General features: G+C 73.1%; 22 protein-coding genes. 12 read left to right on the top strand and 10 right to left on the bottom strand.

The annotated features are described in order from the left end of the window. Positions 1-43: 43 nt before the first annotated feature. From HL663_RS04100 to trxA, 5 genes are all read left to right on the top strand, one after another. On the top strand, positions 44-2,113 hold the full coding sequence (locus HL663_RS04100; RefSeq protein ID WP_173027178.1) for a protein kinase family protein: 2,070 nt from the start codon (positions 44-46) through the stop codon (positions 2,111-2,113). An 11-nt stretch (positions 2,114-2,124) separates the two neighbouring features. Next, positions 2,125-2,715, top strand: coding sequence for an RNA polymerase sigma factor SigM (gene sigM / locus HL663_RS04095; RefSeq protein WP_173027177.1), 591 nt, complete (start codon positions 2,125-2,127; stop codon positions 2,713-2,715). 85 nt (positions 2,716-2,800) lie between these two features. Continuing rightward, on the top strand, positions 2,801-3,640 hold the full coding sequence (locus HL663_RS04090; protein WP_173026453.1) for an RsmA family anti-sigma factor: 840 nt from the start codon (positions 2,801-2,803) through the stop codon (positions 3,638-3,640). A gap of 120 nt (positions 3,641-3,760) precedes the next feature. Beyond that, a complete protein-coding gene (trxB, locus tag HL663_RS04085; RefSeq protein WP_173029989.1) occupies positions 3,761-4,699 on the top strand; it encodes a thioredoxin-disulfide reductase in 939 nt (312 codons plus the stop codon). A 98-nt stretch (positions 4,700-4,797) separates the two neighbouring features. After that, positions 4,798-5,124, top strand: a complete 327-nt coding sequence (gene trxA, locus HL663_RS04080) for a thioredoxin (RefSeq protein WP_173027176.1) — start codon at positions 4,798-4,800, stop codon at positions 5,122-5,124. A gap of 91 nt (positions 5,125-5,215) precedes the next feature. On the opposite strand, the gene HL663_RS04075 is transcribed toward trxA, so the two are convergent. From HL663_RS04075 to rpmH, 8 genes are all read right to left on the bottom strand, one after another. Beyond that, entirely contained in the window at positions 5,216-6,250 is a 1,035-nt protein-coding gene (locus tag HL663_RS04075) for a ParB/RepB/Spo0J family partition protein (protein ID WP_173027175.1), read from the bottom strand. After that, positions 6,247-7,221, bottom strand: a complete 975-nt coding sequence (locus tag HL663_RS04070; protein WP_286175920.1) for a ParA family protein — start codon at positions 7,219-7,221, stop codon at positions 6,247-6,249. The genes HL663_RS04075 and HL663_RS04070 overlap by 4 nt, the downstream gene beginning before the upstream one ends. A gap of 2,768 nt (positions 7,222-9,989) precedes the next feature. Continuing rightward, complete coding sequence (gene rsmG, locus HL663_RS04065; protein ID WP_173027174.1) at positions 9,990-10,700, bottom strand: 16S rRNA (guanine(527)-N(7))-methyltransferase RsmG; 711 nt, start codon at positions 10,698-10,700, stop codon at positions 9,990-9,992. A gap of 12 nt (positions 10,701-10,712) precedes the next feature. After that, a complete protein-coding gene (locus HL663_RS04060) occupies positions 10,713-11,420 on the bottom strand; it encodes a Jag family protein (protein WP_286175919.1) in 708 nt (235 codons plus the stop codon). Positions 11,421-11,497: 77 nt separating this feature from the next. Then, entirely contained in the window at positions 11,498-12,460 is a 963-nt protein-coding gene (gene yidC / locus HL663_RS04055; RefSeq protein ID WP_173027173.1) for a membrane protein insertase YidC, read from the bottom strand. Positions 12,461-12,517: 57 nt separating this feature from the next. Beyond that, positions 12,518-12,838: a membrane protein insertion efficiency factor YidD gene (gene yidD, locus HL663_RS19095; RefSeq protein ID WP_286175918.1), complete on the bottom strand. Its 321-nt coding sequence runs from the start codon at positions 12,836-12,838 to the stop codon at positions 12,518-12,520. After that, positions 12,835-13,200: a ribonuclease P protein component gene (rnpA, locus tag HL663_RS19090; protein WP_216842674.1), complete on the bottom strand. Its 366-nt coding sequence runs from the start codon at positions 13,198-13,200 to the stop codon at positions 12,835-12,837. Before rnpA ends, yidD begins: the two co-directional genes overlap by 4 nt. 9 nt (positions 13,201-13,209) lie before the next feature. Continuing rightward, on the bottom strand, positions 13,210-13,347 hold the full coding sequence (gene rpmH, locus HL663_RS04045; protein ID WP_013885212.1) for a 50S ribosomal protein L34: 138 nt from the start codon (positions 13,345-13,347) through the stop codon (positions 13,210-13,212). Between the two features lie 402 nt (positions 13,348-13,749). Here rpmH and dnaA point away from each other — a divergent pair, with 402 nt between their 5' ends. From dnaA to gnd, 3 genes are all read left to right on the top strand, one after another. Further along, positions 13,750-15,261, top strand: coding sequence for a chromosomal replication initiator protein DnaA (gene dnaA, locus HL663_RS04040; RefSeq protein ID WP_173029986.1), 1,512 nt, complete (start codon positions 13,750-13,752; stop codon positions 15,259-15,261). A gap of 907 nt (positions 15,262-16,168) precedes the next feature. Continuing rightward, positions 16,169-17,302 (top strand): DNA polymerase III subunit beta, encoded by a 1,134-nt coding sequence (dnaN, locus tag HL663_RS04035; protein WP_173027171.1) that lies wholly within the window; start codon positions 16,169-16,171, stop codon positions 17,300-17,302. Between the two features lie 85 nt (positions 17,303-17,387). Further along, entirely contained in the window at positions 17,388-18,410 is a 1,023-nt protein-coding gene (gene gnd, locus HL663_RS04030) for a phosphogluconate dehydrogenase (NAD(+)-dependent, decarboxylating) (protein ID WP_173027170.1), read from the top strand. A 34-nt stretch (positions 18,411-18,444) separates the two neighbouring features. Here gnd and HL663_RS04025 read toward each other — a convergent pair whose 3' ends face one another. Beyond that, positions 18,445-19,056 carry an Hcp family type VI secretion system effector gene (locus HL663_RS04025; RefSeq protein WP_173027169.1) on the bottom strand — a complete coding sequence of 204 codons (612 nt, stop codon included), beginning with the start codon at positions 19,054-19,056 and terminating at the stop codon, positions 18,445-18,447. A 129-nt stretch (positions 19,057-19,185) separates the two neighbouring features. Here HL663_RS04025 and recF point away from each other — a divergent pair, with 129 nt between their 5' ends. Continuing rightward, positions 19,186-20,637, top strand: a complete 1,452-nt coding sequence (recF, locus tag HL663_RS04020) for a DNA replication/repair protein RecF (RefSeq protein WP_216842673.1) — start codon at positions 19,186-19,188, stop codon at positions 20,635-20,637. Then, the gene (locus HL663_RS04015; protein ID WP_353654111.1) at positions 20,621-21,301 is read left to right on the top strand and encodes a DciA family protein; all 681 of its coding nucleotides are present in this window, start codon (positions 20,621-20,623) and stop codon (positions 21,299-21,301) included. The genes recF and HL663_RS04015 overlap by 17 nt, the downstream gene beginning before the upstream one ends. 164 nt (positions 21,302-21,465) lie before the next feature. On the opposite strand, the gene HL663_RS04010 is transcribed toward HL663_RS04015, so the two are convergent. Next, the gene (locus HL663_RS04010) at positions 21,466-22,311 is read right to left on the bottom strand and encodes a TetR/AcrR family transcriptional regulator (RefSeq protein ID WP_173027168.1); all 846 of its coding nucleotides are present in this window, start codon (positions 22,309-22,311) and stop codon (positions 21,466-21,468) included. A 110-nt stretch (positions 22,312-22,421) separates the two neighbouring features. Here HL663_RS04010 and HL663_RS04005 point away from each other — a divergent pair, with 110 nt between their 5' ends. Then, positions 22,422-22,889 (top strand): nitroreductase/quinone reductase family protein, encoded by a 468-nt coding sequence (locus HL663_RS04005; RefSeq protein WP_173027167.1) that lies wholly within the window; start codon positions 22,422-22,424, stop codon positions 22,887-22,889. A gap of 30 nt (positions 22,890-22,919) precedes the next feature. Continuing rightward, positions 22,920-23,672, top strand: a complete 753-nt coding sequence (locus HL663_RS04000) for an enoyl-CoA hydratase-related protein (RefSeq protein ID WP_286175916.1) — start codon at positions 22,920-22,922, stop codon at positions 23,670-23,672. The last annotated feature ends 46 nt before the right edge of the window (positions 23,673-23,718 follow it).

Genomic DNA, 23,718 nt, shown 5'->3' with positions numbered 1-23,718 from the left:
CGCCGTGGCGGAGCGCCGTGACCGACGACCGAAGGAGCCCGCGGTGAAGGGTGTGGGACCCGGCACCGTGCTCGGGGGCAGGTACACGGCGCACCGGAGGGTGGCGCAGGACCGCGGCACCGAGCGCTGGATCGCCGACGACACCACCCTCGGCCGTCGCGTGTCCGTGCTCGTCGTCGCCGCCGACGACCACCGCACGGCCGCCTTCCTCGACGCCGCGCGCCGCGCCGGCTCGGTCACCCACCCCGTCCTCCTGCGGGTCCTCGACGTCGGCCGGGACGACGACGTCGCCTGGCTCGTCGAGGAGGAGATCCCCGACGCCCGCACCCTGGCCGACCTGGTCGCCGCCGGCGGGGTCCCCGGCGACGAGGTCCGCCGCATCACCGGCGAGGTCGCCGCCGCGCTCGAGTCCGCCCGCGGCCGGGGCATGCACCACCTCGACCTCACCCCTGACGACGTCCTGCGCACCGCCGACGGCGAGGTGCGCCTGCGCGGCCTCGAGGTCGCCGCCGTGCGCGCCGGCGAGGACGGCCTCGAGCCGGAGGAGGCCGCCCGCCGCGACGCCGTCGGTGTCGTGGCCCTCGCCTACGCCGGGCTCACCGGCCTCTGGCCCCTCGGGGCGGGCGCCGCCGGCCTCGGTGCCGCGCCCCGCGTCCCCGGAGGCGTCGCCTCGCCCTCCGAGATCGCCGCCGGCGTGCCGCGCGACCTCGACGCCATCTGCCGGCTCACCCTCACCGACGACCAGGGCCCGACCTCGCCCGGCGACTACGCGAGCCAGGTCGCCCCGTGGCCCTCGCGCCAGGTCGTCGGACGGCCGGTCCAGCCCCTGTTCACGCCCGAGCCCGAGGTGGACGAGGCCGACGAGGCGGATGCCGAGGCCGGGGGCACGTCCGAGGTCGAGGCGTCGCCGCAGCCCGCCTCCGACGACGCGCACCGCGACGACGACGCCACCGCGACGCTGCCGGTCCTGCCCGCCGCCGCCGGGGCGGGAGCCGTGGCCGCCGCCGCGGGGGCGCACCACGACGGGGCTCGGGACGACGAGGCATCGGACGACGAGGCACCGACCGCCGAGCAGCCGGCCGTCTCCAGCAGCGTCGACGAGGCCGACGACCCCGAGACCACCGACGACGCCGTGGACGCGGACGTCGACGACGACAGCGACGCCACCCGCGTCATCGAGCGCCCCGTCCCCCCGGCGTGGGTCTCCGACGAGGCCCCGGCCGCCGGGGCGGCGCCCACCGCCGCGAGCGCGGACGGGCGCGTGGACACCGACGACGCCGACGAGACCGGGCGGGCGTCCTCCGGCGCCGCGGTCACCGCCGCGATGACCTCCGTCGGCACGAGCGTGTCCTCGTTCGCCCGCCGAGCCGTCGACAAGGTCACCGAGCTCTCGCCCGACACCCGGCGCGACCCCGACGCCGACGACGACGAGGACGTGCTCTCCCCGCTCGTCCCCGCCGAGCCCCTGACCCGCGACCAGTCCAAGCTGGCGATCGGCATCATCATCACCTTCCTCGTCGTGGCGGTCGTCATCGGCATCAACGGGGTGCGGCAGATCGGGTCCAACACCGACCTGGGCCTCGACGGGTCCTCGACGTCCGGCCCGAGCGCCTCGGCCTCGCGCAGCCCGTCGGCGAGCTCGACCGTGGGCGAGGACACCGACGACGACACCGGCCGCCCCGAGCCGCTCGCCATCCTCAAGGTGCAGGCGCTCGACCCCGCGGGCGACGGCTCCGAGAACGACAGCCTGACCCCGAAGACCTACGACGGCGACCGGTCCACCGGCTGGAACTCCGAGAACTACCGCACCGACGACTTCGGCGGCCTCAAGAAGGGCCTCGGCCTGGTCGTCGACCTCGGGCCGAACAAGAAGCCGCAGAACGTCGAGCTCGACATCCCGCAGAACGTCGACCTCGAGGTGTGGGTCGGCCCGGACGCCTCGCTCGACGGGGCGACGAAGATCGGCGAGAAGACGGACGCCAAGGGGACCCTCGAGTTCCCCGTCCCCGAGAAGGTGAGCGGGCAGTACATCATCGTCTGGTACACCGGCCTCCACGTGGACGCCGACGGCAAGCGTCGGGCCTGGCTCGACGAGGTCGTCGTCACCGGGTGACGGGTCCCGACGTGACCGCGCCGGACCTGGCCGACCTCGACGACGCCACCCTCCTGGCGCGGCACGTCGCGGGGGACGGCGGGGTCGCGTTCGGTGAGCTCTTCCGCCGCCATCGCGACCGGATGTTCGCCGTCGCGATGCGCACGACGGGCCAGCGCGAGCTGGCGGCCGACGCGGTGCAGGAGGCGTTCATCTCGGCCTTCCGCCGGGCCGACGCCTACCGCGGGGACGCCGCCGTCACCACGTGGCTGCACCGGATCGTCGTCAACGCCTGCCTGGACCGGCTGCGGCGCGAGAAGGTGGCGGTCCGTCGGGCCGGCGACCTCGGCGAGCTCGACCTGCCCGACCGCCACGACCGCCACGCCTCCACCGAGACCGCCCTCGTCGTGCGCGAGGCCCTCGCCCGCCTGCCCGAGGGCCAGCGCACGGCGCTCGTCCTCGTCGACATGCACGGGATGCCCGTCGCCGAGGCCGCCGTCGTGCTCGGGGTCGCCGAGGGCACGGTCAAGTCCCGCTGCTTCCGCGGCCGCGAGGCCCTGGCCGCGATGCTGCGCCCCGCCGAGGGAAGCTCCGACGCGACGGAACCGCAGGGGGCCACGTGACGTCACACCCCTGGCTCGCACCCTGCGCGCCCACCCCCAGACGTCCCACCCGCTGCGTCCAGCGCGCCGCCGACCGGAGGAGCTCGTGACCCACCCCCACGACGAGACCGCCCCCGTCGAGCACGACCCGACGGGGATGCGGGCCCTCCTCGGCTCCCTCCCCGACCCCGAGCCGATGCCCGGCGACCTCGTGGCCCGCATCGAGGCCGCCCTCGCCGCCGAGGCCCGCGCCCTGCTCACCGACGGGTCCACCCGCGACGACACCCCGGCGGTGCGCCGTCCCGGCGCCCCCGACGACGTCGTGGTGCCCCTGCGCCGGCGCTCGCGCTGGCACCTCGTGGCCGTCGCGGCCTCGGCGGTCGCCGTGCTCGGGCTCGGCGGGGTCGTGCTGCAGTCGATCGCCCCGGGTGGGGTCACCGCCAGCCTCGGTCTCGCCGGCGGCTCCTCCGACAGCGGCGCCGCGAGCGACGCCGCCGACCCGCAGGCCGCCCCCGAGACCGCGCTCACCCTCCTCGCCGAGGACGACGCGCTCGGCGTCGTCGTCCTCGAGAGCGGCCGCGGGTACTCGACCGCCGGGCTCTCGGCGCAGGTCCTGCGCGGCCTGCCCTGGGACCGCACCGGGCGCGACGCCTCGGGCGACGCCACCGCGTCCCCGTCCGGCAGGGCCGACGTCGCCCCCGAGGGGGGCAGCCTCGCCGGCGGGCTCGGCGGGCTCTCCACCGCCGCCGGGGCCCGGGCCTGCGCCGAGGGGCTCGACGTCCCCGACGCCGACACCGTCGTCGTCGACATCGCCACCGTCGACGGCCGCCCGGCGGCCGTGCTCGTCGCGACCGCCGAGTCCGGCCGCCGCACCGCCTGGGCGGTCGGCCGCGACTGCACCCGCACCGACGCCCACGTGGTCTCCGGGCCCGTCCTCGTCGACTGACGACCCGGACCCGCTGCCCGAGCGGCGGGGCGTGGCCGTCCGGGGAACAGCGCGGCCCTAGGATCGGTTCAACGAACTGCACCGCATGTTGCGGTGTCCACCCGCCAGCACCACAAGGGGATGTGTCCCGTGACCTCCGACGTCCGCAACGTCATCATCATCGGCTCCGGCCCGGCCGGCTGGACCGCCGCCGTGTACGCCGCGCGCGCCAACCTCCAGCCCCTGGTCATCGAGGGCTCGGTCACGGCCGGCGGCGCCCTGATGAACACGACCGAGGTCGAGAACTTCCCCGGCTTCCGTGACGGCATCATGGGCCCGGACCTCATGGAGAACATGCGGGCGCAGGCCGAGCGCTTCGGGGCCGAGATCATCACCGACGACGTCGAGCAGGTCGAGCTCGACGGTGACGTCAAGCTCGTCCGCGACGGCATGGGCAACGAGTACCGCGCGAAGGCCGTCATCCTCGCGATGGGCTCGGCCTACCGCGAGCTCGGGCTGCCCGACGAGAAGCGCCTCTCCGGCCACGGCGTCTCGTGGTGCGCCACGTGCGACGGGTTCTTCTTCCGCGACCAGGACATCGTCGTCGTCGGCGGTGGCGACTCCGCGATGGAGGAGGCGACCTTCCTCACGAAGTTCGCCCGGTCCGTCACGGTCGTCGTGCGCCGCGACGAGCTGCGCGCCAGCCGGATCATGGCCGAGCGCGCCACGGCGAACGAGAAGATCCACTTCGCCTGGAACAGCGCCGTCGACGCCATCCACGGCGAGTCCAAGGTCTCCGGGGTCACGTTGCGCGACACCGTGACCGGCGAGACCCGCGAGCTCGCCGCCACCGGGCTCTTCGTCGCGATCGGGCACGACCCGCGCAACGAGCTCGTCAAGGGCCTGGTCGACCTCGACGCCGAGGGCTACGTCCTCACCGAGGGCCGCACCTCCAAGACCAACGTCCCGGGCGTCTTCGCCTGCGGCGACCTCGTCGACCACACCTACCGCCAGGCCATCACCGCCGCCGGCTCCGGCTGCGCCGCAGCCCTCGACGCCGAGCGTTTCCTGGCCCACTGAGCGACCTCGGGCTGTCGGACCCTCCCGGCATCGTCGAGCCATCGCCCACCCCCGTCCCCACTGACCGACCCCACCCGCACCACCCGGAAGGAACTCCCATGGGAGCCGTGAGCACCACCACCGACGCCACCTTCGAGGCCGACGTCCTCAAGAGCGACAAACCCGTCCTCGTCGACTTCTGGGCCGAGTGGTGCGGACCGTGCCGTGCCGTCGCCCCGGTCCTCGAGGAGATCGCGCGCGACCACGGCGACAAGGTCGCGGTCGTCAAGCTCAACACCGACGAGAACCCGGGCATCACCGGCCAGCTCGGCATCACGAGCATCCCGACGATGCACGTCTACCAGGGCGGCGAGATCGTCAAGACGATCATCGGGGCCCGCCCGAAGCCGGTGCTCCTGCGCGAGCTCGAGCAGTTCCTCGGCTGACGTCGACCCTCACGAGAACGGCCCCGGACCATCTGGTCCGGGGCCGTTCTCGTGTTGCTGATGCGTTGTCGCAGAACCTGATTCGCGTGCGTCAGGCCGGGATCTCGCCGCGCAGGCGCATGACCTCGAGGATGCGGTTGAGGTCGTCGACGGACGCGAACTCCACCGTCAGGCGGCCCTTCTTGGCGCCCAGCGCGATGCGCACCCGGGTGTCGAGACGGTCCGAGAGGTCGGCCGCGAGGTCGTCGAGCTGCGGGCGCCGGCCGCCGGCGCGGGGGGCGCTGCGGCGGGTGGGGGCCTCACCCTCACCCAGCGCGACGAGCTCCTCGACCGTCCGGACCGAGAGTCCCTCGGCGACGATCCGCTGCGCGAGGCGCTCCATCGCCGCCGCGTCCGGCAGGCCGAGCAGCGCGCGGGCGTGACCGGCGCTGAGGACACCCGCCGCGACCCGACGGGCGACGAGGGGGGGCAGGCGCAGGAGGCGGAGCGTGTTGCTGATCTGGGGACGGGAGCGCCCGATCCGGGTGGCGAGCTCCTCCTGGGTGCAGCCGAAGTCGTCGAGGAGCTGCTGGTAGGCGGCCGCCTCCTCGAGCGCGTTGAGCTGGCTGCGGTGGAGGTTCTCCAGGAGGGCGTCCCGCAGGAGGTCGTCCTCCTCGGTGCTGCGCACGATGGCGGGGACGACGTCCTTGCCGGCCTCACGGGAGGCGCGCCAGCGTCGCTCACCCATGATGAGCTCGAAGCGCACCTCGTCGTCCGGGCCGGCGTCGGGGACGGGCCGCACGACGACGGGCTGGAGGACCCCGATCTCCTGGATCGAGTGCACGAGCTCGGCCAGCTCGTCCTCGTCGAAGACGGTCCGGGGCTGGCGCGGGTTGGGGCGGATCGCGTCGAGCGGGATCTCCGCGAACCGGGCACCGGGGACCGGGGCCAGGCCGTCGACCGACGCGTCGGCCGCCGGCTCCTGCGCGGGGGTCGACGGGGTGGTGTCGGCCGGCGCGGGGCGCTCGGGCGTCACCCCCTCGGCGTCGCGGTCCCTGAAGAACACGTCGACGGGGCGGTCGGTCGCCGGCTGGGCGGGGATGAGAGCGCCCAGGCCGCGACCGAGGGCGCGCCGCTTCTCACTCATGCGGATTCCTCCGTCGTCGGGTCGGCCGCGCCGCGCTCGGCGAGCTCGACGGCCGCCTCGAGGTAGGACAGCGCACCGCTGCTGTTGGGGTCGTACGTGATGACGGTCTGGCCGTGGCTCGGCGCCTCGCTGATGCGGACCGACCGGGGCACGGTGGCCCGCAGGGTCTGGGCGCCGAAGTGGGCCCGGACCTCGTCCGCCACCTGCGCCGAGAGCCGGGTCCGTCCGTCGTACATGGTCAGGAGGATCGTCGACACGTGCAGGTCGGGGTTGAGGTGGTTGCGGATCAGCTCGATGTTCTTGAGGAGCTGGCTCAGGCCCTCGAGCGCGTAGTACTCGCACTGGATCGGGATGAACACCTCGTTCGCCGCGACGAACGCGTTGACCGTGAGCAGGCCGAGGCTCGGCGGGCAGTCGATGAGCACATAGTCGAGGCGGTCCCCCGCCGCCGCGCGCTCCTCCACGTACGCGGAGACCGCCTTCTGCAGCCGGGTCTCGCGGGCGACGAGCGAGACGAGCTCGATCTCGGCGCCGGCGAGGTCGATCGTCGCCGGCGCGCACGTGAGGCCCTCGATGTCCGGGCAGCGCTGGACGACGCCACTGATCGGGGAGCCGTCGACGAGGACGTCGTAGATGCTCGGCACCTCGGCGTGGTGGTCGATGCCGAGCGCCGTGCTCGCGTTGCCCTGCGGGTCGAGGTCGATGACGAGGACGGTCGAGCCGGCCTGGGCCAGCGCGGCGGCGATGTTGACCGTGGTCGTCGTCTTGCCGACGCCACCCTTCTGGTTCGCCACGGTGAGCACGCGGGTCTGGGCCGGACGTGGCACGGGACGCCCGCTGAGGGTCACCCGCTTGCGCTCGTCCTCGGCAACGGCCTGGGCGAGCGGCGTGTTGCCGTCGGCTCCCGGGATGGATGCGGCGATGGCGGCTCGCTCCTCGTGGTCGGGTGTGGCGGACTCCGCATCGACCACCGGCTCTGCCGGCGGAACGGGGTTCGTGGGACTGGGCGCCTGCTCCTCCGGCGGCGACACCGTTTCACGTGAAACGGTGGGCCACCCGACGCCGACGGCCGAGACGACGTCCCCGAGGGGAAAGCCGAGACCATCGACGACGCGGGATGCGTCCGTGGGGTGGAGCACTGAGCTCACCGGTACCTCCTGCGACATGTTCAGCCCCCATCCAACCTCACTGTGGCTCGACACGCCAAAGCGGCGGAGACCTGTGGACAACGCGGTGGATGACGGTCCACCTCCCAGCGCACGACACCCGCTCGTAGGCGCGAAAACCGCGCCACTGCACGGGTTCACCCGATCACCACCGCTCGGGGGCGCGGGATCCACCGCGGTGGAAAACCTGTGGATCACCCATCGCGCCGGCGATGAGCTGGCTTGTCACCGGACCCCTTCTCACGGCGGTGGTCGACGTCCGCGTGCGCCGTGGTGGACCTCGGCTGCTCGGGTCGAGCCGTCCTCGTCGACGACCATCGGAACCGGTCCTCCGCCTCCTCGTGTGTCCTCGCGTGGTGTTTCACGTGAAACACCGGGCCACACCAGTCGCCGCGACGTCCACGTTGCGTGGTGCGGTCATCAGCATCGAGCCTGGGTGCGCACACGAGCGCAGCCGTCCGGACTCGACGGCACCAAGCATGAGCCGCGTGCTCTTGATGCGGTCGTCGACACCCACCTGCCTGCGAAGGCATCGGCCGACTCCGCGGTCAGACATGGGCACCATCCAGGTCGAGGTGGCGGAGCACCGCAACGTCCGATCGTGTGTCGCCGTCGCTGGCTCCACCGAACATCGACAGAGGGTCTGGTCGGTCGCCCGCGACGGGGTTCTGTGAAATCAGATGCACTCGGGTCGGCTCGGTCGAGTCGGTCGGTCGCTGTGTCTTGCACCCCGCCGCGATTCAGGACATCAGCGTGCCTGAGCACCACGGCACGGCGAGGAGCCGACCGCGTGCAATGGCGATCACTCGAGTGGCTCAGCACCCGTCGGCCGGCGCACCGGCCCCTCACCGTGCGACACCGGGTGCCTCCCCACCCGACGGGTGAGTGTGAAGGGTGCTGCGCGCCGTCTCGGCTGGCCGACCGTCCACACGACTGTCTCGCCCCGTACCGATTCAGCGAGCTGGTGCGCTGCGCGTGAGGCGTCGCCGGTGCGCTTCACGTGAAACGCAGTGCCGGGTCACCAAGCGTCGGTGGCCCGCGTCGCTGCGCACTCCAGTGACAACTGGGCAGTCCTGGGGCGCTGGCGTCTGCGGTCGATAGCAGCCTGGCCCGCACGGCTTGTCGTGTTGCACGTGAAACACGGCGCCAAAGGCACGTGTGCTCATGGTCCGCCCTTCTTCTCAAGGAGGTGACGACAGGTGACTCAGCATCCGCAACCGATCCCATCTAGTGCAGTCATCAAGTGCACCCGGTCCCCGGGCCCAAACCCAAGGGACGTTCCACGTGAAACACAGTCCCTCATCGACATGGCGGAACATTCGGTACTTCAGGTCGGCGCGAGGATGACTGAGCACGCCGCATTGCCGCTGCTCCACCATGGGCGGTCGTCACCGGGCTTTCGAACTGAGAAAGGCGTTTCACGTGAAACGTCGCATTCGGCGGGGCAACTCTGTGAAGACTGGGTCATCGGCCTTCAGCACCGCAGCGGTGGTCTTCCGCATTTGGTCGCCGTGACGCCTAGCGTCAACGCGCCAGCCTTCAACCCCTTAGCCAAGCCGATTCCCACTGCGCCCCCCGATGCATCCGACGACACCCACCGTCGTCGAGTCCCGTCCGAGGACGGAATCGCGCGCGTCACTGCTGTCCGCGTGGCGCCTCCGCGCAGAGCAGGCCCCCGCTGCCGCGCGAGATGCACCCTAGGCACGCCTTGAGGTCAGGACTTTCCTCTGGCCCTCTAGTCGCAAGACGAAGGGTTGTCGAGCCTGCGCGAGTGCTTCGTCGTCGAACCGTCACCACATCTACGTCCTCACCGCCGTTGACGTCGTCCACCGCGGGTGTTTCACGTGAAACGCCATGGTGTCGGCGCCGGCGGACGACCGTCTCCGACGGTCTGCCGGAAGTCACTGCGCGACGCGTGAATATAGCTGCCCCGGACCGCAGAGCCATGCGGGGCTCGTGGGGCTTCATCAGCCATCTCGCTCGGGCGGCCCGCAACCAACCCACCTGGGCGTCGACCTGGTGCCCGTCGGTCGTCCATGCGTGCCGAGCTCGGGGTGGCACCCACCGGTTCTGCGCGAGACCTAAGCAGGCCCTTCCCGAGGGACTCCCCACGACGGTCCTCCACGCACCTGCCCGTCGCTCAGCTGGCGTTTCACGTGAAACACGACGGTCAGCCGCACACGAGAACACCACCGGTCCTCGGCCATCAGCCCTCGCCCTGATGGCTTGACTGCGACTGTGGTGCGGAGGCTGGCGCGCCCCTCACCCGCCGCATCCATCAGGCCCGTGAGGAGACCCGCACTCATCGTGAGTGCGTGGTGGCCGGAGGACCCAGTCCGGGTCGCCGGAGCCGTCCGTCGACGGCGTCCCCGGGCCCCGTCGAGCGGGATCGGTGTGACGATCGCTAGCCGTTTCACGTGAAACGCAGGCTGCGGGTCAGATTCGTCGGTGGCCGACCAGGGCCGACGCGTCGCCGTGCGACATGCCACTCCAGCACCAGCCGGTCGACGACCGCACGGCTGGGCCGTGGCCGCCGCGTTCACAGCACCCATGCCGCGCGACGGCGCCTGCGCTCAGGAGGAGCGGAGGGCCTTCGCACGCCGGCGCGCGCCTGCCGACGCCTTCGGCGCCGGGCGGGGGGCGAACTGCAGGTCCACCGTCAGCACGACCTCGTCCAGCACCGCGCCACCGTGCTCAGTCACCACCGCCGAGGTCAGACCCAGGCGGTTCAGCGCACGCCGGTCCTCCTCGAGCTCCTGCGCAGCGCTGCGCCCCTTCATCGCGACGAGGGTCCCGCCGTCCTCGAGCAGCGGCAGGCACCAGCGCGCGAGCTTGTCGAGCCGCGCGACGGCGCGAGCGGTCACCCACGGAGCGGAGACGGTCCCGACGAGCTCCTCGGCCCGCCCGCGGTGCACGGTGACGTTGCCCAGCCCCAGCTCCTCGACGACGCCCGACAGCCACGTCGTGCGGCGGAGCATCGGCTCGACGAGGTGCACCTCGAGGTCCGGACGGGCGATCGCCAGCGCGACACCGGGCAGCCCCGCCCCCGACCCGACGTCGACCAGGGAGGCGTCCCGCGGAAAGGCGTCCTCGACGACCGCGCAGTTGAGCACGTGCCGTTCCCACAGCCGCGGCACCTCACGGGGCCCGATGAGGCCGTGGCTCACCCCCGTGTCCGCGAGGATGGCGGCGAACTGCTCCGCGAGCGCCAGACGGTCACCGAACACCGCGGCCGCACCCGAAGGTGCGGCCGGTGGCGTGAGAGGACGCTCGTCCTGCTCCATCGTCGTGTCCCGTCAGGACGCCGTGATGACGACGTAGCGGCGGGGCTCGCTGCCCTCGGACTCGCTGTGGAGGCCGGCGCTGAGCACCTCGTCGTGGACGACCTTGCGCTCGAAGGCCGACATCGGCTCGAGCGAGGCGGACTCGCCCGAGGTCCGCACGGTCGCGATGGCGTCCTTGGCGATCCGGACGAGCTCCTCGCGCCGGCCGGCACGGTGCCCGGCGACGTCGAGCATCAGCCGGCTGCGCTCGCCGGTCTCGGACTGCACCGCGAGGCGGGTCAGCTCCTGGAGGGCCTCGAGCACCTGCCCGTCCTGGCCCACGAGGCGGCGCGGCACGCGGCCCTCCTCGCTGTCGACGATGGCCACCGCGGCGCGGTCACCGTCGATGTCGACGTCGAGGTCACCGTCGAGGTCGCAGATGTCGAGCAGCGTCTCGAGGAAGTCGGCCGCCACCTCGCCCTCGCGCTCGAGCTGCTGACGGCGGGGCGCGCGGCGCTGGCCGCTGCCGGCGCCCTCGGAACCCTCTGCATCGGCCGCCGTCTCGCCGTCCTTGGCCTCGTCGAGCCGGTCAGCCGACTCCTCGTGCACACCCCCGGGGGTGTCCGTCGTGGCCGCGCCGGGCGTCACCGCGCCGGCGGTCTCGTCGGCGCCCAGGTCGGCCGCGAGCGGCGTCGCCTCGTCGGCGGTGCGGGTGGTGTCCTCGGTCGTGTTCTCGCTCATGTGTGTGCCCTCCGTGTGGGACGTCGTACCGGTGTCGTGGGGGCGTCGGCGGCACCCGGGGGTGCCCGACGCGGTGCTTACTTCTTGCCCTTGGACCGCTTCTTGGACTTCGGCTGGACCCGCTGGCCGATGACGGTCTGGTCCTCGGCCTCGGCCTCCGCGCTGACGACCGGGGCGCCGGGGACCGGCTTGCCCTTGCGGGCGAGGCGCTCGTGGTACGCGCGCTCCGCGGCCGAGCCGGGGGCCGGCATCCGGCGGATCACGTAGAACTGCTGGGTCATCGACCACACGTTGGTGGTGAACCAGTAGATGAGGACACCGATCGGGAAGTTGATGCCGGAGACGGCGAAGATGACCGGGAAGATGTAGAGCAGCATCTTCTGCTGCTTCGCGAACGGGCTGTCGAGCGCCGACTGCGGCATGTTCTTCGTCATCAGCTGGCGCTGGGTGAGGAAGGTCGTCGCCGACATGAGGATGATGAGGACGACGGTGACGATCTGCGTCGACAGGTTGTTCGCGTTGATGAACGTGTCGGACAGCTGGGCGCCGAAGATCGAGGCCTTCTCGGCCTGGGCGGCGACGTCCTTGGTGATCGGGCCGATGCTCGCCGCGCTACCGGTGCCGGCGGCGAGCTCGTCGAGGCCGTTGAGCACCCGGAAGAGGCCGAAGAAGAACGGCGACTGGACGAGAATCGGGAGGCACGAGCTGAAGGGGTTGGTCCCCTCCTTCTTGTACAGCTCCATCGTCTCCTGGGTCATCGCCTGGCGGGACTCGGGGTCGGACTTGCCCTTGTACTTCTTCTGGATCTTCTGCAGCTCCGGCTGGATGAGCTGCATCTTGCGCGATGCCTTGATCTGCTTGACGAAAAGCGGGATCATCGCGGCGCGCATGACGAGCACGAGCCCGACGATGGACAGCGCCCAGGTCCACCCGGAGGCCGCCGGCAGCCCGATCGACGTCAGGGCCTCGTGGAAGCCGTACATGATCCAGGCCACGAGCCACTCGATCGGGGCCAGGATGCTGTTGAACAGGTCGCCCATGATGTCCTTCGCTGAGCCGGCCTCAGCCGGCGTGTGGGGTCACGGTCGTGACGGGGGTCAGGGGTGCGACGGGCTCGCCGGGCCCGTGCTCGGTCGGTACGGCTTGGGTCCGGTCGTGCCCGCCACCGGTCGCCCGGTCAGCGGGTCGCGGTCGGGCACGTGGTCGACGCCCCCGGGGGTCCACGGGTGGCAGCGGCCGATCCGGCGCACCGCCATCCACGAGCCGCGCAGCGGCCCGAACCGCTCGAGGGCGGTCACCGCGTACTGCGAGCAGGACGGGTAGTACCGGCAGGTCGGCGGGCGCAGCGGGCTGATGAACCGCTGGTAGCCGCGAATCATCCACAGCAGGGGCGTGGCGAGGAGGCGTCCGACGCTCACGACGCACCTCCGACCCGACCGACCACCTTGCCGACCAACGTGTCGAGCGACCCTCCCAGTTCCGCGAAGGACGCCGACGCGGCAGCGGGGTTGGCCCGGACGACGAGGTCGACCCCGGCGGGGACCCCCGCGAGCCGGCCGGCGACGAGCGCACGCAGCCGGCGCTTGGTCCGGTTGCGCACGACAGCGTTGCCGACGGCCCTCGACACGACGAAACCGACCCGCGGCGGGCATCCCGCGCGCGCGTCGGTCCGGGTGGCGTGAACCACGATCAACCTCGAGCCGGCCCGGGTCGTCCCCCGGCCGCGGACCGCCGACGCGAAGTCCGCCCGCTCACGCAGACGGTTCGGCGCCGGCAGCACCGGTCGGCCTCAGGCCGAGAGCTCGGAGCGACCCTTGCGACGCCGGGCGGCGAGGATGGCGCGACCCGCACGGGTGCGCATCCGCAGACGGAAGCCGTGCGTCTTGGCGCGACGGCGGTTGTTCGGCTGGAAGGTCCGCTTGCTCACGATGTATCTCTTTCGCGGTGTCGGGCCGGACGGCCCGGGGGCTGGGAAGACGGCCTGGTCGGCCGCAGTCGGAGACCCACGACGTGCTCGGGAGCAACGGGTTCGCGGGCATGCGAAAACGGCCGGAACAGGCCCCCCCAAGGTACCCGAGGCGCCGCTCACCGACCAAACCCGCGGCCGGGTACCGCCGGACCCGGGCCACCCTCTACCATCGCACGGAGCATCGGGCGGGCGCGGGACGACACACGAGGAGCACGGCTCCACGCGGTGGGTACCGCCCCATGATGTCCCCACAGGCTGTGGACAATCGTGTGGACGACCATCCCTCCCTCGCAGCGTCGACCGGCGCCGCGACCACGACCAGGGCATCGGAAGGACGGGAACCACGTGCCGGACGCGACGATGACCCAGGTGTGGCAGGCCACGCTGGAGGCACTCGACGAGGACGGGATCCCGGTCCAGCAGCGGGCCTTCCTCTCCCTGGCCCGGCTCGTCGGGCTGCTCGACGACACCGCCCTCATCGCCGTCCCCAACGACTTCACCAAGGACATCGTCGAGACCCGGCTGCGCGAGCGGGTGACCCAGAGCCTCGGTGAGCGGCTGGGCCGCGACGTCCGCCTCGCGGTGACCGTCGACCCGACCCTCGGTGACGTCGGCGAGCCGACCTCGAACGGCGTCGGCGACGACGGCCACGAGCGCCGGGCCGCCGACCGTCGCCAGCAGATCGACGACCTCGAGCTCGACGACGACGGCGACGGCACCGACCACTCCGCCGGCCTGGCGACCGCGAACGCCGGCCACGGCGGCTCCGGCCCCGGCCTCGTCGAGGTCCCCGGGATGCGCCGGCCGCGGCCCGGGGCCCAGGTGCCCGAGCAGATCGAGCTGACCCGGCTGAACCCCAAGTACACGTTCGACACCTTCGTCATCGGCGCGAGCAACCGGTTCGCGCACGCGGCAGCTGTCGCGGTCGCCGAGGCGCCGGCCAAGGCGTACAACCCGCTCTTCGTCTACGGCGACTCGGGGCTGGGCAAGACCCACCTGCTGCACGCCATCGGGCACTACGCCCGCAACCTGTTCCCGCACGTCAAGGTGCGGTACGTGAACTCCGAGGAGTTCACCAACGACTTCATCAACAGCATCCGCGACGACAAGGCGGCCAACTTCCAGCGCCGCTACCGCGATGTCGACGTCCTGCTCATCGACGACATCCAGTTCCTCCAGGGCAAGGTGCAGACGCAGGAGGAGTTCTTCCACACATTCAACACGCTGCACAACGCCGGCAAGCAGGTCGTCATCACGAGCGACGTGCCGCCGAAGCTGCTCACCGGTTTCGAGGCGCGGATGCGCAGCCGGTTCGAGATGGGCCTCCTCACCGACGTCCAGCCGCCCGACCTCGAGACGCGCATCGCCATCCTGCGCAAGAAGGCCATCCAGGAGCGCCTCTCGGTGCCCGAGGACGTCCACGAGTTCATCGCCTCGCGCATCTCGACGAACATCCGCGAGCTCGAGGGCGCCCTCATCCGCGTCACGGCGTTCGCGAGCCTGAACCGCCAGCCGGTCGACATGAGCCTGGCCGAGATCGTCCTGCGCGACCTCATCCCGGACGACTCCACGAGCCAGGTGACGCCGGCGACGATCATCGCCCAGACGGCCGCCTACTTCGGGCTGACCATCGAGGACCTCCAGGGGCAGTCGCGCTCGCGCGTGCTCGTGACGGCCCGGCAGATCGCGATGTACCTGTGCCGCGAGCTGACCGAGATGTCGCTGCCGAAGATCGGCCAGCAGTTCGGCGGGCGCGACCACACGACGGTCATGCACGCCGAGAAGAAGATCCGCCAGCTGATGGCCGAGCGGCGCGCCATCTACAACCAGGTCACCGAGCTGACCAACCGGATCAAGCAGCAGTCCCGCTGACCGACCGGACCGACCAGCACCGCCGCTGATCCGTGGCGCAGGGCTCTTCCGCGCCCGCACGCCTCCGGACCCACCCCGGGCATCCCCGCACGTGCGGGGTTATCGCTGTCCCGCCACCCCCGCGACCACGGAAACCCCGCACGTGCCGGGTCGTCGCTGCCCGGCCGCCACCCCGACCCGGACCCGTCGGCGACGCCGGCGGACCTTCTGGGGCGTCCCCACGCTCCCCACCGGGTCCACAGCTCGTCCCCCGGTCGTCCTCAGGGTTCTCCACAGGTTGTGCACAACCGGTGTACAACCTTCGTCGAAGCACCACCCGCCGCCGGGCCCCGGCGCGACGCGGCACGCGTCGTTCACCCGCCGTTCCCGGGGCGGCCCGCTCCGTCATCCACCGCTGGGTACAAGCCTGTGGACAACTCCGTGCCCTCCCCGCACGGACGCCCCTCCGAGGACGACTTGTCCACAGGGCCTGTGGACGACTGTGGACGACGCCCCATCCTCCGTGGACGACGAGCACCGCGCCGGTGGACGCCCTGTGCACGGCGTTTCGTCGTCAACACGACGGTTGAGCTTCTCCACGTCCGGTCCACGATCCGTCCACACACCGGCTCGCCGCGATGACCTGCGCCGACACCCCGTCGTCCACAGGATCCACACCACCGACCACGACGACGAGTTCCCTCTCTCCCCTGATCCGCCCCGAGCACCTGCTGGGGATGCGACCTCCCGGAAACGAGCCTCACGGACCCCGACCGAGGGCTCGTGGAGCGGATGGTGCGCCCCACGGACGTGCACTAGTGTCAGCAACCCCGCCCGCGTGGGGACGCCGTCCGCGCGTCCCGCTCCGGGTGGTGGTTCTCGAAGCACGACAGGGGCGGCTGGTCCGCGCCGGACAAGGGTGGTAGCCGTGAAGTTCCGCGTCGAGCGTGACGTCCTCGCCGAGGCGGTCACCTGGGTGGCCCGTGGCCTGCCCGCGCGCCCGCCCGTGCCGGTGCTGGCCGGCATCCTCCTCGAGGCCTCCGACGACGGCACCCTGACCCTCTCGGCGTTCGACTACGAGGTCTCGGCCCGGGTCACCGTCGCGGCGGAGGTCTCCGAGGCCGGCACGGTGCTCGTCCTCGGCCGCCTCCTCGCCGACATCTCGCGCAACCTCCCGGACCGCCCGATCGACGTCGTCGCCGAGGGCAGCAAGGTCCAGGTCACGTGCGGCGCGTCCCGCTTCAGCCTGCTGATGATGCCCGCCGACGACTACCCGACGCTGCCGAGCTCCCCCGAGCCCACCGGCACGGTCGATGGCCACCTCTTCACCCAGGCCGTCGCCCAGGTGTCGGTCGCCGCCGACCGCGGTGACACGCTGCCGATCCTCACCGGCGTCCGCGTCGAGGTCGAGGGCGACAAGATGACGCTGCTCGCCACCGACCGCTACCGCCTCGCGATGCGCGAGCTGACCTGGAACCCGAGCGCCACCGACGCCAGCCACGTCGTGCTCGTCCCGGCCCGCACCCTCAGCGAGACCGCCCGCAGCCTCGGCGCCGCGGGGTCCATCGACGTCGCGCTCGGTGCGACCGCCGGCGGTGACGGGCTCGCGGGCTTCGAGGCCGGCCGGCGCCGCACGACGACGCGCCTCCTCGACGGCGAGTACCCCAAGGTCTCCTCGATCTTCCCGACGACCTCCGAGACCGACGCGGTCGTGCGCACCGCCGAGCTCGTCGAGGCCGTCAAGCGCGTGGCGCTCGTCGCCGAGCGCAACACCCCTGTGCGGCTGCGCTTCTCGGGTGACCAGGTCGCCATCGAGGCCGGCACCGGCGACGACGCGCAGGCGTCCGAGGCGGTCGAGTGCGGCCTGACCGGCCCGGACATCGAGATCGCCTTCAACCCCCAGTACCTCCTCGACGGCCTCGGCGTCGTCGGCACCGACTGGTCGCGGATCTCGTTCACCCAGGCCTCCCGCCCGGCCGTGCTCAGCGGCCAGGAGAGCGCCGACGGCGACGCGGACACCTCCTACCGCTACGTCCTCATGCCGGTGCGCTTCGCGTCCTGACCCCCAGCCGGTCCCCCCGGCCCCGCGGCGTGCGGCGTAGCCTTCGGGTCGGACACCTGCGACACCTCGACGAAGGAGCACCCGGATGCAGCTCGGACTGGTCGGCCTCGGCAAGATGGGCGGCAACATGCGCGAGCGTCTGCGCCGCGCCGGTCACGAGGTCGTGGGCTACGACCGCAACCGTCAGGTCTCGGACTCCCGCTCGCTCGCCGACATGGTCGGCCAGCTCCAGGGCCGGCGCGTCGTCTGGGTGATGGTGCCCCACGGCGCCCCCACGACCGAGACGATCGAGAAGCTCGCCGAGCTGCTCGACAAGGGCGACCTCGTCATCGACGGCGGCAACAGCAAGTTCACCGACGACGCCGTCCACGAGAAGCTGCTCAAGGCCAAGGGCATCGGCTACCTCGACTGCGGCGTCTCCGGCGGCATCTGGGGCCTCGAGAACGGCTACGGCCTGATGGTCGGCGGCACCGCGGCCAACGTGAAGAAGGCGATGCCGATCTTCGACGCGCTGCGCCCCGAGGGTCCGCGCGACGAGGGCTTCGTCCACGCCGGCAAGGTCGGCGCCGGGCACTACACGAAGATGGTCCACAACGGCATCGAGTACGGCCTCATGCAGGCCTACGCCGAGGGCTACGAGCTGCTCGAGAAGAAGGACATCGTCGAGAACGTCCCCGGCGCCTTCAAGGCCTGGAGCCGCGGCACGGTCGTGCGCTCCTGGCTGCTCGACCTCATGGTCGAGGCGCTCGAGAAGAACCCGACGCTCGAGGACGTCTCGGACTACACCGTCGACTCCGGCGAGGGCCGCTGGACGGTCGAGGAGGCCATCGAGCTCGGGGTGCCGATGCCGGTCATCTCGGCCTCGCTCTTCGCCCGCTTCGCCTCGCGCCAGCACACCTCCCCCTCGATGCAGGCCGTCGCAGCGCTGCGCGGCCAGTTCGGCGGGCACCAGGTGATGACCGTCGCCGAGGGCGAGGCCCTGCGCGGCGGCGAGGACACCAAGACCACGCCGGCCAAGCGCGCCGCCGCCGTCAAGAAGGCCGCGACGAAGGGCACTGCCCGCACGGCCGCCGCGAAGAAGTCGGCGGCCAAGCGCACCGACGCCTGACCCGCGCCACGACCCGACGAGGCGGGCCGGGGGCTCAGGCCACCCGGCCCGTCCGCAGGTCCCACGTGACGGACACCGGCGTGCCGAGCGTGCCGTCCGCGTTCTGCGGCGTCCAGGTCTCGGTGACCCCGTTCATCGCGAACGCCACGACCTCGACCGGCAGGCCGCTGCCCGACATCACCTCGTAGCCGGTCACCACGACGTCGGTGAAGGTGAGCGACATCGCCTCGACGGGGTTCTCGCCGGTGCGCACGACGTGGACGACCGCGCGCCGCAGCACCCGTCCGGACGCGAGGTACCGCAGGAACACCGGTGACGCGGACGAGGCGGTCGTGGCGACGCGCACGTCCCCGGCCACCGGCCTGCCCGCCGAGGAACCGCTGCCCGAGGTGGTGCGCTTGGCCTTGACGCCCCAGTCGAGGGCGAGCAGCTCGACCGACCCGCGGAAGCGCTCGTTCGTCGAGTCGCCCGTGATGCCGTCGAGGACGAGGTAGAGGTCGGCGCCACCGGAGCCCAGCCGCTCCGGAGGGACCACCAGCCCGGTGGGGAGGGCGGCCTGGGCGGGGGCGGCCGCGAGCCCGAGCGTGCCGAGCCCGAGCGCCCCGACGAGGGTGCGGCGGCTGGTGCCGAGCGAGGGATGGGACATCCGGACCTCCTGGGTACGGGCACCGGGGCGTCCGGCGCGCTCACCGGGAGGAGGCCGACGGGCGGGCGGTGATACCTCGGGTCCCGTGGGCGGCACCGGCCCGCAGGCGGCGCGCACTAGTCTCGGGGAGTGTTCGTCCGGCACCTGTCCCTCGGGGACTTCCGCAGCTACGAGCGGGCCGAGCTCCCGCTCGGGCCGGGCGTGACGACCCTCGTCGGGCTCAACGGGCAGGGCAAGACCAACCTCGTCGAGGCCGTGGGCTACCTCGCCTCGCTCTCGAGCCACCGGGTCGCGACGGATGCGCCCCTCGTCCGCTTCGGGGCGGAGCGCGCCGTGGTGCGCGGCGCCGTCGTCCGCGACGGCCGCGAGACGATGCTCGAGCTCGAGATCACGCCGGGGCGGGCCAACCGGGCGCGGCTCAACCGCTCACCGGTGCGGCCGCGTGAGGTGCTGGGCACGCTGCGCACGGTGCTCTTCGCGCCGGAGGACCTCGCCCTGGTCAAGGGCGACCCCGGTGAGCGCCGGCGCTTCCTCGACGACCTCCTCGTCGCCCGCCAGCCGCGCTGGGCCGGCGTGCGCCAGGAGTACGACCGCATCGTCAAGCAGCGCTCGGCCCTGCTGAAGTCCGCGCAGCCGTACCTCTCCCGGCGGGCACGTGGCCGCAGGCCGCGGCCCGGCGCCGAGGCCCTCGACCCGGCGTCGGAGACCGCGACCGCGCTGCACACCCTGTCGGTGTGGGACCAGCAGCTGGCCGGCGTCGGCTCGCAGCTGCTCTACGCCCGGCTGCGCCTGCTGCGCGACCTCGGGCCCTACCTGACCAAGGCCTACGACGAGGTGAGCAACGGCCAGTCGGACGCCCGGGTCGCCTACCGCTCGTCGCTGCGCGAGGTGACGGCGGTGCGCATCGCGGCCGGTGAGGTGCCCGAGGTCGCCGAGCTGCACGAGGAGGTGCTGGCCAGCCTCGCCGAGGTGCGCGACCAGGAGGTCGAGCGCGGGGTCTGCCTCGTCGGCCCGCACCGCGACGACGTGCTCCTCACCCTCGGGGAGCTGCCGGCCAAGGGGTACGCGAGCCACGGCGAGTCGTGGTCGTTCGCGCTCGGGCTGCGGCTCGCGGCCTTCCAGCTGCTGCGCACCGACCTCGGCGACGACCCGGTGCTCGTCCTCGACGACGTCTTCGCCGAGCTCGACTCCGGCCGGCGTGAGCGGCTGGCCGCGATGGTCGCCGACGCCGAGCAGGTGCTCGTGACGGCCGCGGTGCCCGCCGACGTGCCGGCGTCGCTCGCCGGCGCGACCCGCCGGGTCACGCTCGGAACGGTCGAGACGGACGCCGAGGAGGTGGCCGATGACGACGCCGCCGCGGTCGAGAACGAGCCCGAGGAGCGACCCGACACCGCCGCGGGCGTGGAGCGACGCGACACCCACGAGCTCGTGGAGCGATCCGACACCGCCGCGGGCGTGGAGCGACGCGGCACCGCCGCGGGCGTGGAGCGCCGCGAGGGCGACGAGCCGGACGTGCCGATCCGGCCGGACGGGCCGGAGGACCCGGTGACGGAGGCGGGCGACGGTGCCGACCCCACCTGACCCTCGCGTATCGGGTCACCCGATACCGCCGCGCTCCACCCCGGAACCGTTCCCCGGGGAGGCGCAGGCTTCCCCCGCAGAGCCGGCCGATGCGCCGCCGCTGCTGCCCGTCGAGGACGCCGACGAGGCCGGGGACGCCGCGAGCCCCGGGTTCGCCGCGGACGGTGCGCCCGAGGTCGAGGCGGGCCTGGCCGCCGCCGAGGCCCTCTCGCGTGCCCGCGCCGCCGCCCGGGCCAAGGGCCTGCGCCCCGGCCTCAAGCCGCGCCGCCGGGCCAAGGACATCCCGGGCGGCAAGAAGCGCTCCGGGCGCGACCCCCAGATGCTCTCGGACCAGATCGACCGCTTCGTCACCGACCGCGGCTGGGGCGCCGACGTGGCGGTCGGCTCGGTCATCGGCCGCTGGCCGAGCATCGTCGGGCCCGACATCTCGGCCCACTGCCAGCCGACGGACTTCGTCGACGGCGTGCTGACCGTCCGGGCGGACTCGACGGCCTGGGCCACCCAGCTGCGGCTGCTCGAGAACACGCTGATGACGCGGTTGACCGCCGAGGTCGGCGAGGGGACGGTGACCGAGCTGCGCGTCGTCGGCCCGAGCGCGCCGACCTGGTCGCGTGGCCGGCACCGCGTGCAGGACGGCCGCGGCCCCCGCGACACCTACGGCTGACCGGCCCGCCCCCACCACCCCACTTGTTGCGAGTTCCGCCGCCGGACGCGCCGTCCGAGGGCGTGTCGAGCGGCGGAACTCGCAATCAGTCGGGATGGATCGGGCCCGGGGAGCCGGGGTCGTCGGGCTCGCCGGTCGGATGGCGGGGGCGGGGGCGGCGTCGGTCAGGCGGGGGTGCGCAGGAGGGCCAGGGTGAGGCGCAGCTGGTGCTGGAGGAGCGCGGCCGGGTCGGTCAGGGTGTCCCGGCCGTACTGGCCGAACACCTCGAGGCTCGTCGCGCCGAGGAGCACGGACCACAGGAGCAGGGCGCGGCCCATGACGTCGGGCCCGCCCGGCAGCCCGGTCTCGTCTCCGAGGCGGCGCAGGTCGCCGACCAGCCCGGTCTCGTCACCGAGGCGGCGCAGGTCGTCGACCAGCCCCGTCCCGGCCACCGACGGGATGGTGCCGGTGCCGCGGTCGTCCGACAACGTGGCGTCCGGCACGGTGCCGGGCTCGCTCTGCGACGGGGCCTCCGACCCGGCGTCGGTCCTGGGGACGGGCACGGCGCCGGTCGGCGGGACGTCGCCGGCCGCGACGCCCTCGGCGAGCAGCCGCAGGACGAGCAGCGTGACGCGGGTGCCGGGCTCGACCGTGCGCTCGGGCGGGGCCTCGTACCCGGGGACCGGGCTGCCGTAGAGCAGGGCGTAGCGCGCCGGCTCGCCGACCGCCCACGCCCGGAACGCCGTCCCGGCCACCACGACGCGCTCGTCCCACGGCCGGTCGGCGGCCGCGGCGACGGCGGCGTCCACGGTGTCGGCGAGCTCGGTGTAGGCGTCGACGACGAGCAGGGTGAGCAGCTCGTCGCGGTGGGCCACGTACCGGTAGACGGCGGAGGAGACCATCCCGAGCTCGCGGGTGACGGCCCGCAGCGAGAGACCGGCCGCACCCTCGGACGCCAGGTGGCGCCGGCCGACCTCGACGATGCGGGCCTCCGTCTCGCGGCGGCGGTCGGCGCGGGAGGTGGGGGGCACGCGCCCATCCAACCACAGAACGAGAGCAGTGCTCTTGACACGGCGCACGACCAGCCTCACACTCGCAGTCAACGAGAGCACCGCTCTCACTTCACGAGGAGACGACGACCATGGCCGCGACGACACCCCCCACCGACCGGTACGTCCGTCCGAACGACCGGAGCGACGCCGCGTTCAACGCGGTCGTGCGCTGGCTGACCGCCCGCGGCGTCAGCCTCCTCGGCTCGCGCGTCCTCACCGTCCGGGGCCGGCGCTCCGGCCTGCCGCGCAGCACCCCGGTCAACCTCATGCCGCTCGGCGACGAGCGCTACCTCGTCGCCCCGCGCGGGGTCACCGAGTGGGTGCGCAACGCCCGGGTGCACCCCGACGCCGAGCTGCGGCTCGGGCGGCGCGTCGAGCACGTCCGCCTCGTCGAGGTGCCGGTCGAGGAGCGCCCCGCCGTGCTGCGCGTCTACCTGCGCCGCTGGGGCTGGGAGGTCGGTCGGTTCGTCGAGGGACTCGGCAAGGACTCGACCGACGCCGAGCTCGCTGCCGCCGCCCCGGGCTTCCCCGTCTTCCGCGTGACGACCGCCCCCTGACCGCCACCGCCCGGCGGCTAGGGTCACCCCGTGGATGCCGACGTCGCCCCCCTGGTCCGCCGTGACGACGAGGACCGGGTCGCGGTCCTCACCCTCGACTCGCCGGCCAACCGCAACGCCCTCTCGCGCCGCCTGCTCGCGGACCTGCGCGACCGGCTCGCCGAGGTCGCGCAGGACGAGTCGGTCCACGCCGTCCTCCTGCGCTCCAGCCACCGGGTGTTCTGCGCCGGGGCGGACCTCAAGGAGGCCGCCACCGTCGACATGACCGAGCAGGCGCGCAGCATCGTGGAGGTCCAGCGGCGCATCGCGGCCCTGCCCGTGCCCGTCGTCGCCCGCGTCGACGGCCCGGTCCGCGCCGGCGGCATCGGGCTCGTGGCCTCCGCCGACGTCGTCGTCTGCCGCGACGACGTGGGCTTCGCCCTCACCGAGGTGCGCCTCGGCCTGGCGGCGGCGACCATCTCGATCCCGTTGCGGCACCGGCTGAGCGCGCGGTCGGGGGCCGACTGGTTCCTCACCGGTCGGGTCTTCACGGCGGCCGAGGCCCGCGACCACGGCCTCGTCACCCACGTCGCCGACGAGGCGGGGATGGACGCCACCGTCGGCGCGGTCCTCGACGACCTTCGCGCCGGCGCCCGCCAGGGCCTGACCGCCGCCAAGCAGATCCTCAACGCCGACCTCCTGGCCGCCTTCGAGCGCGACGGCGAGGCGATGGCCCGGATGTCCGGCGAGCTCTTCCACTCCCCCCTCGCGCAGGAGCGGATGGCCGCCGCGCTGCGGCGCTGACCGCCCGGCGCGGCCGGCGCCCCGCTGGGCGCCCGCTCGTTCCCGC

This window comes from Arthrobacter sp. NEB 688, assembly GCF_013201035.1.
Lineage (GTDB): Bacteria > Actinomycetota > Actinomycetes > Actinomycetales > Dermatophilaceae > Phycicoccus.
The sequence above is the reverse complement of the archived record's forward strand: the minus strand, read 5'-3'. Positions and strand labels throughout refer to the sequence as shown.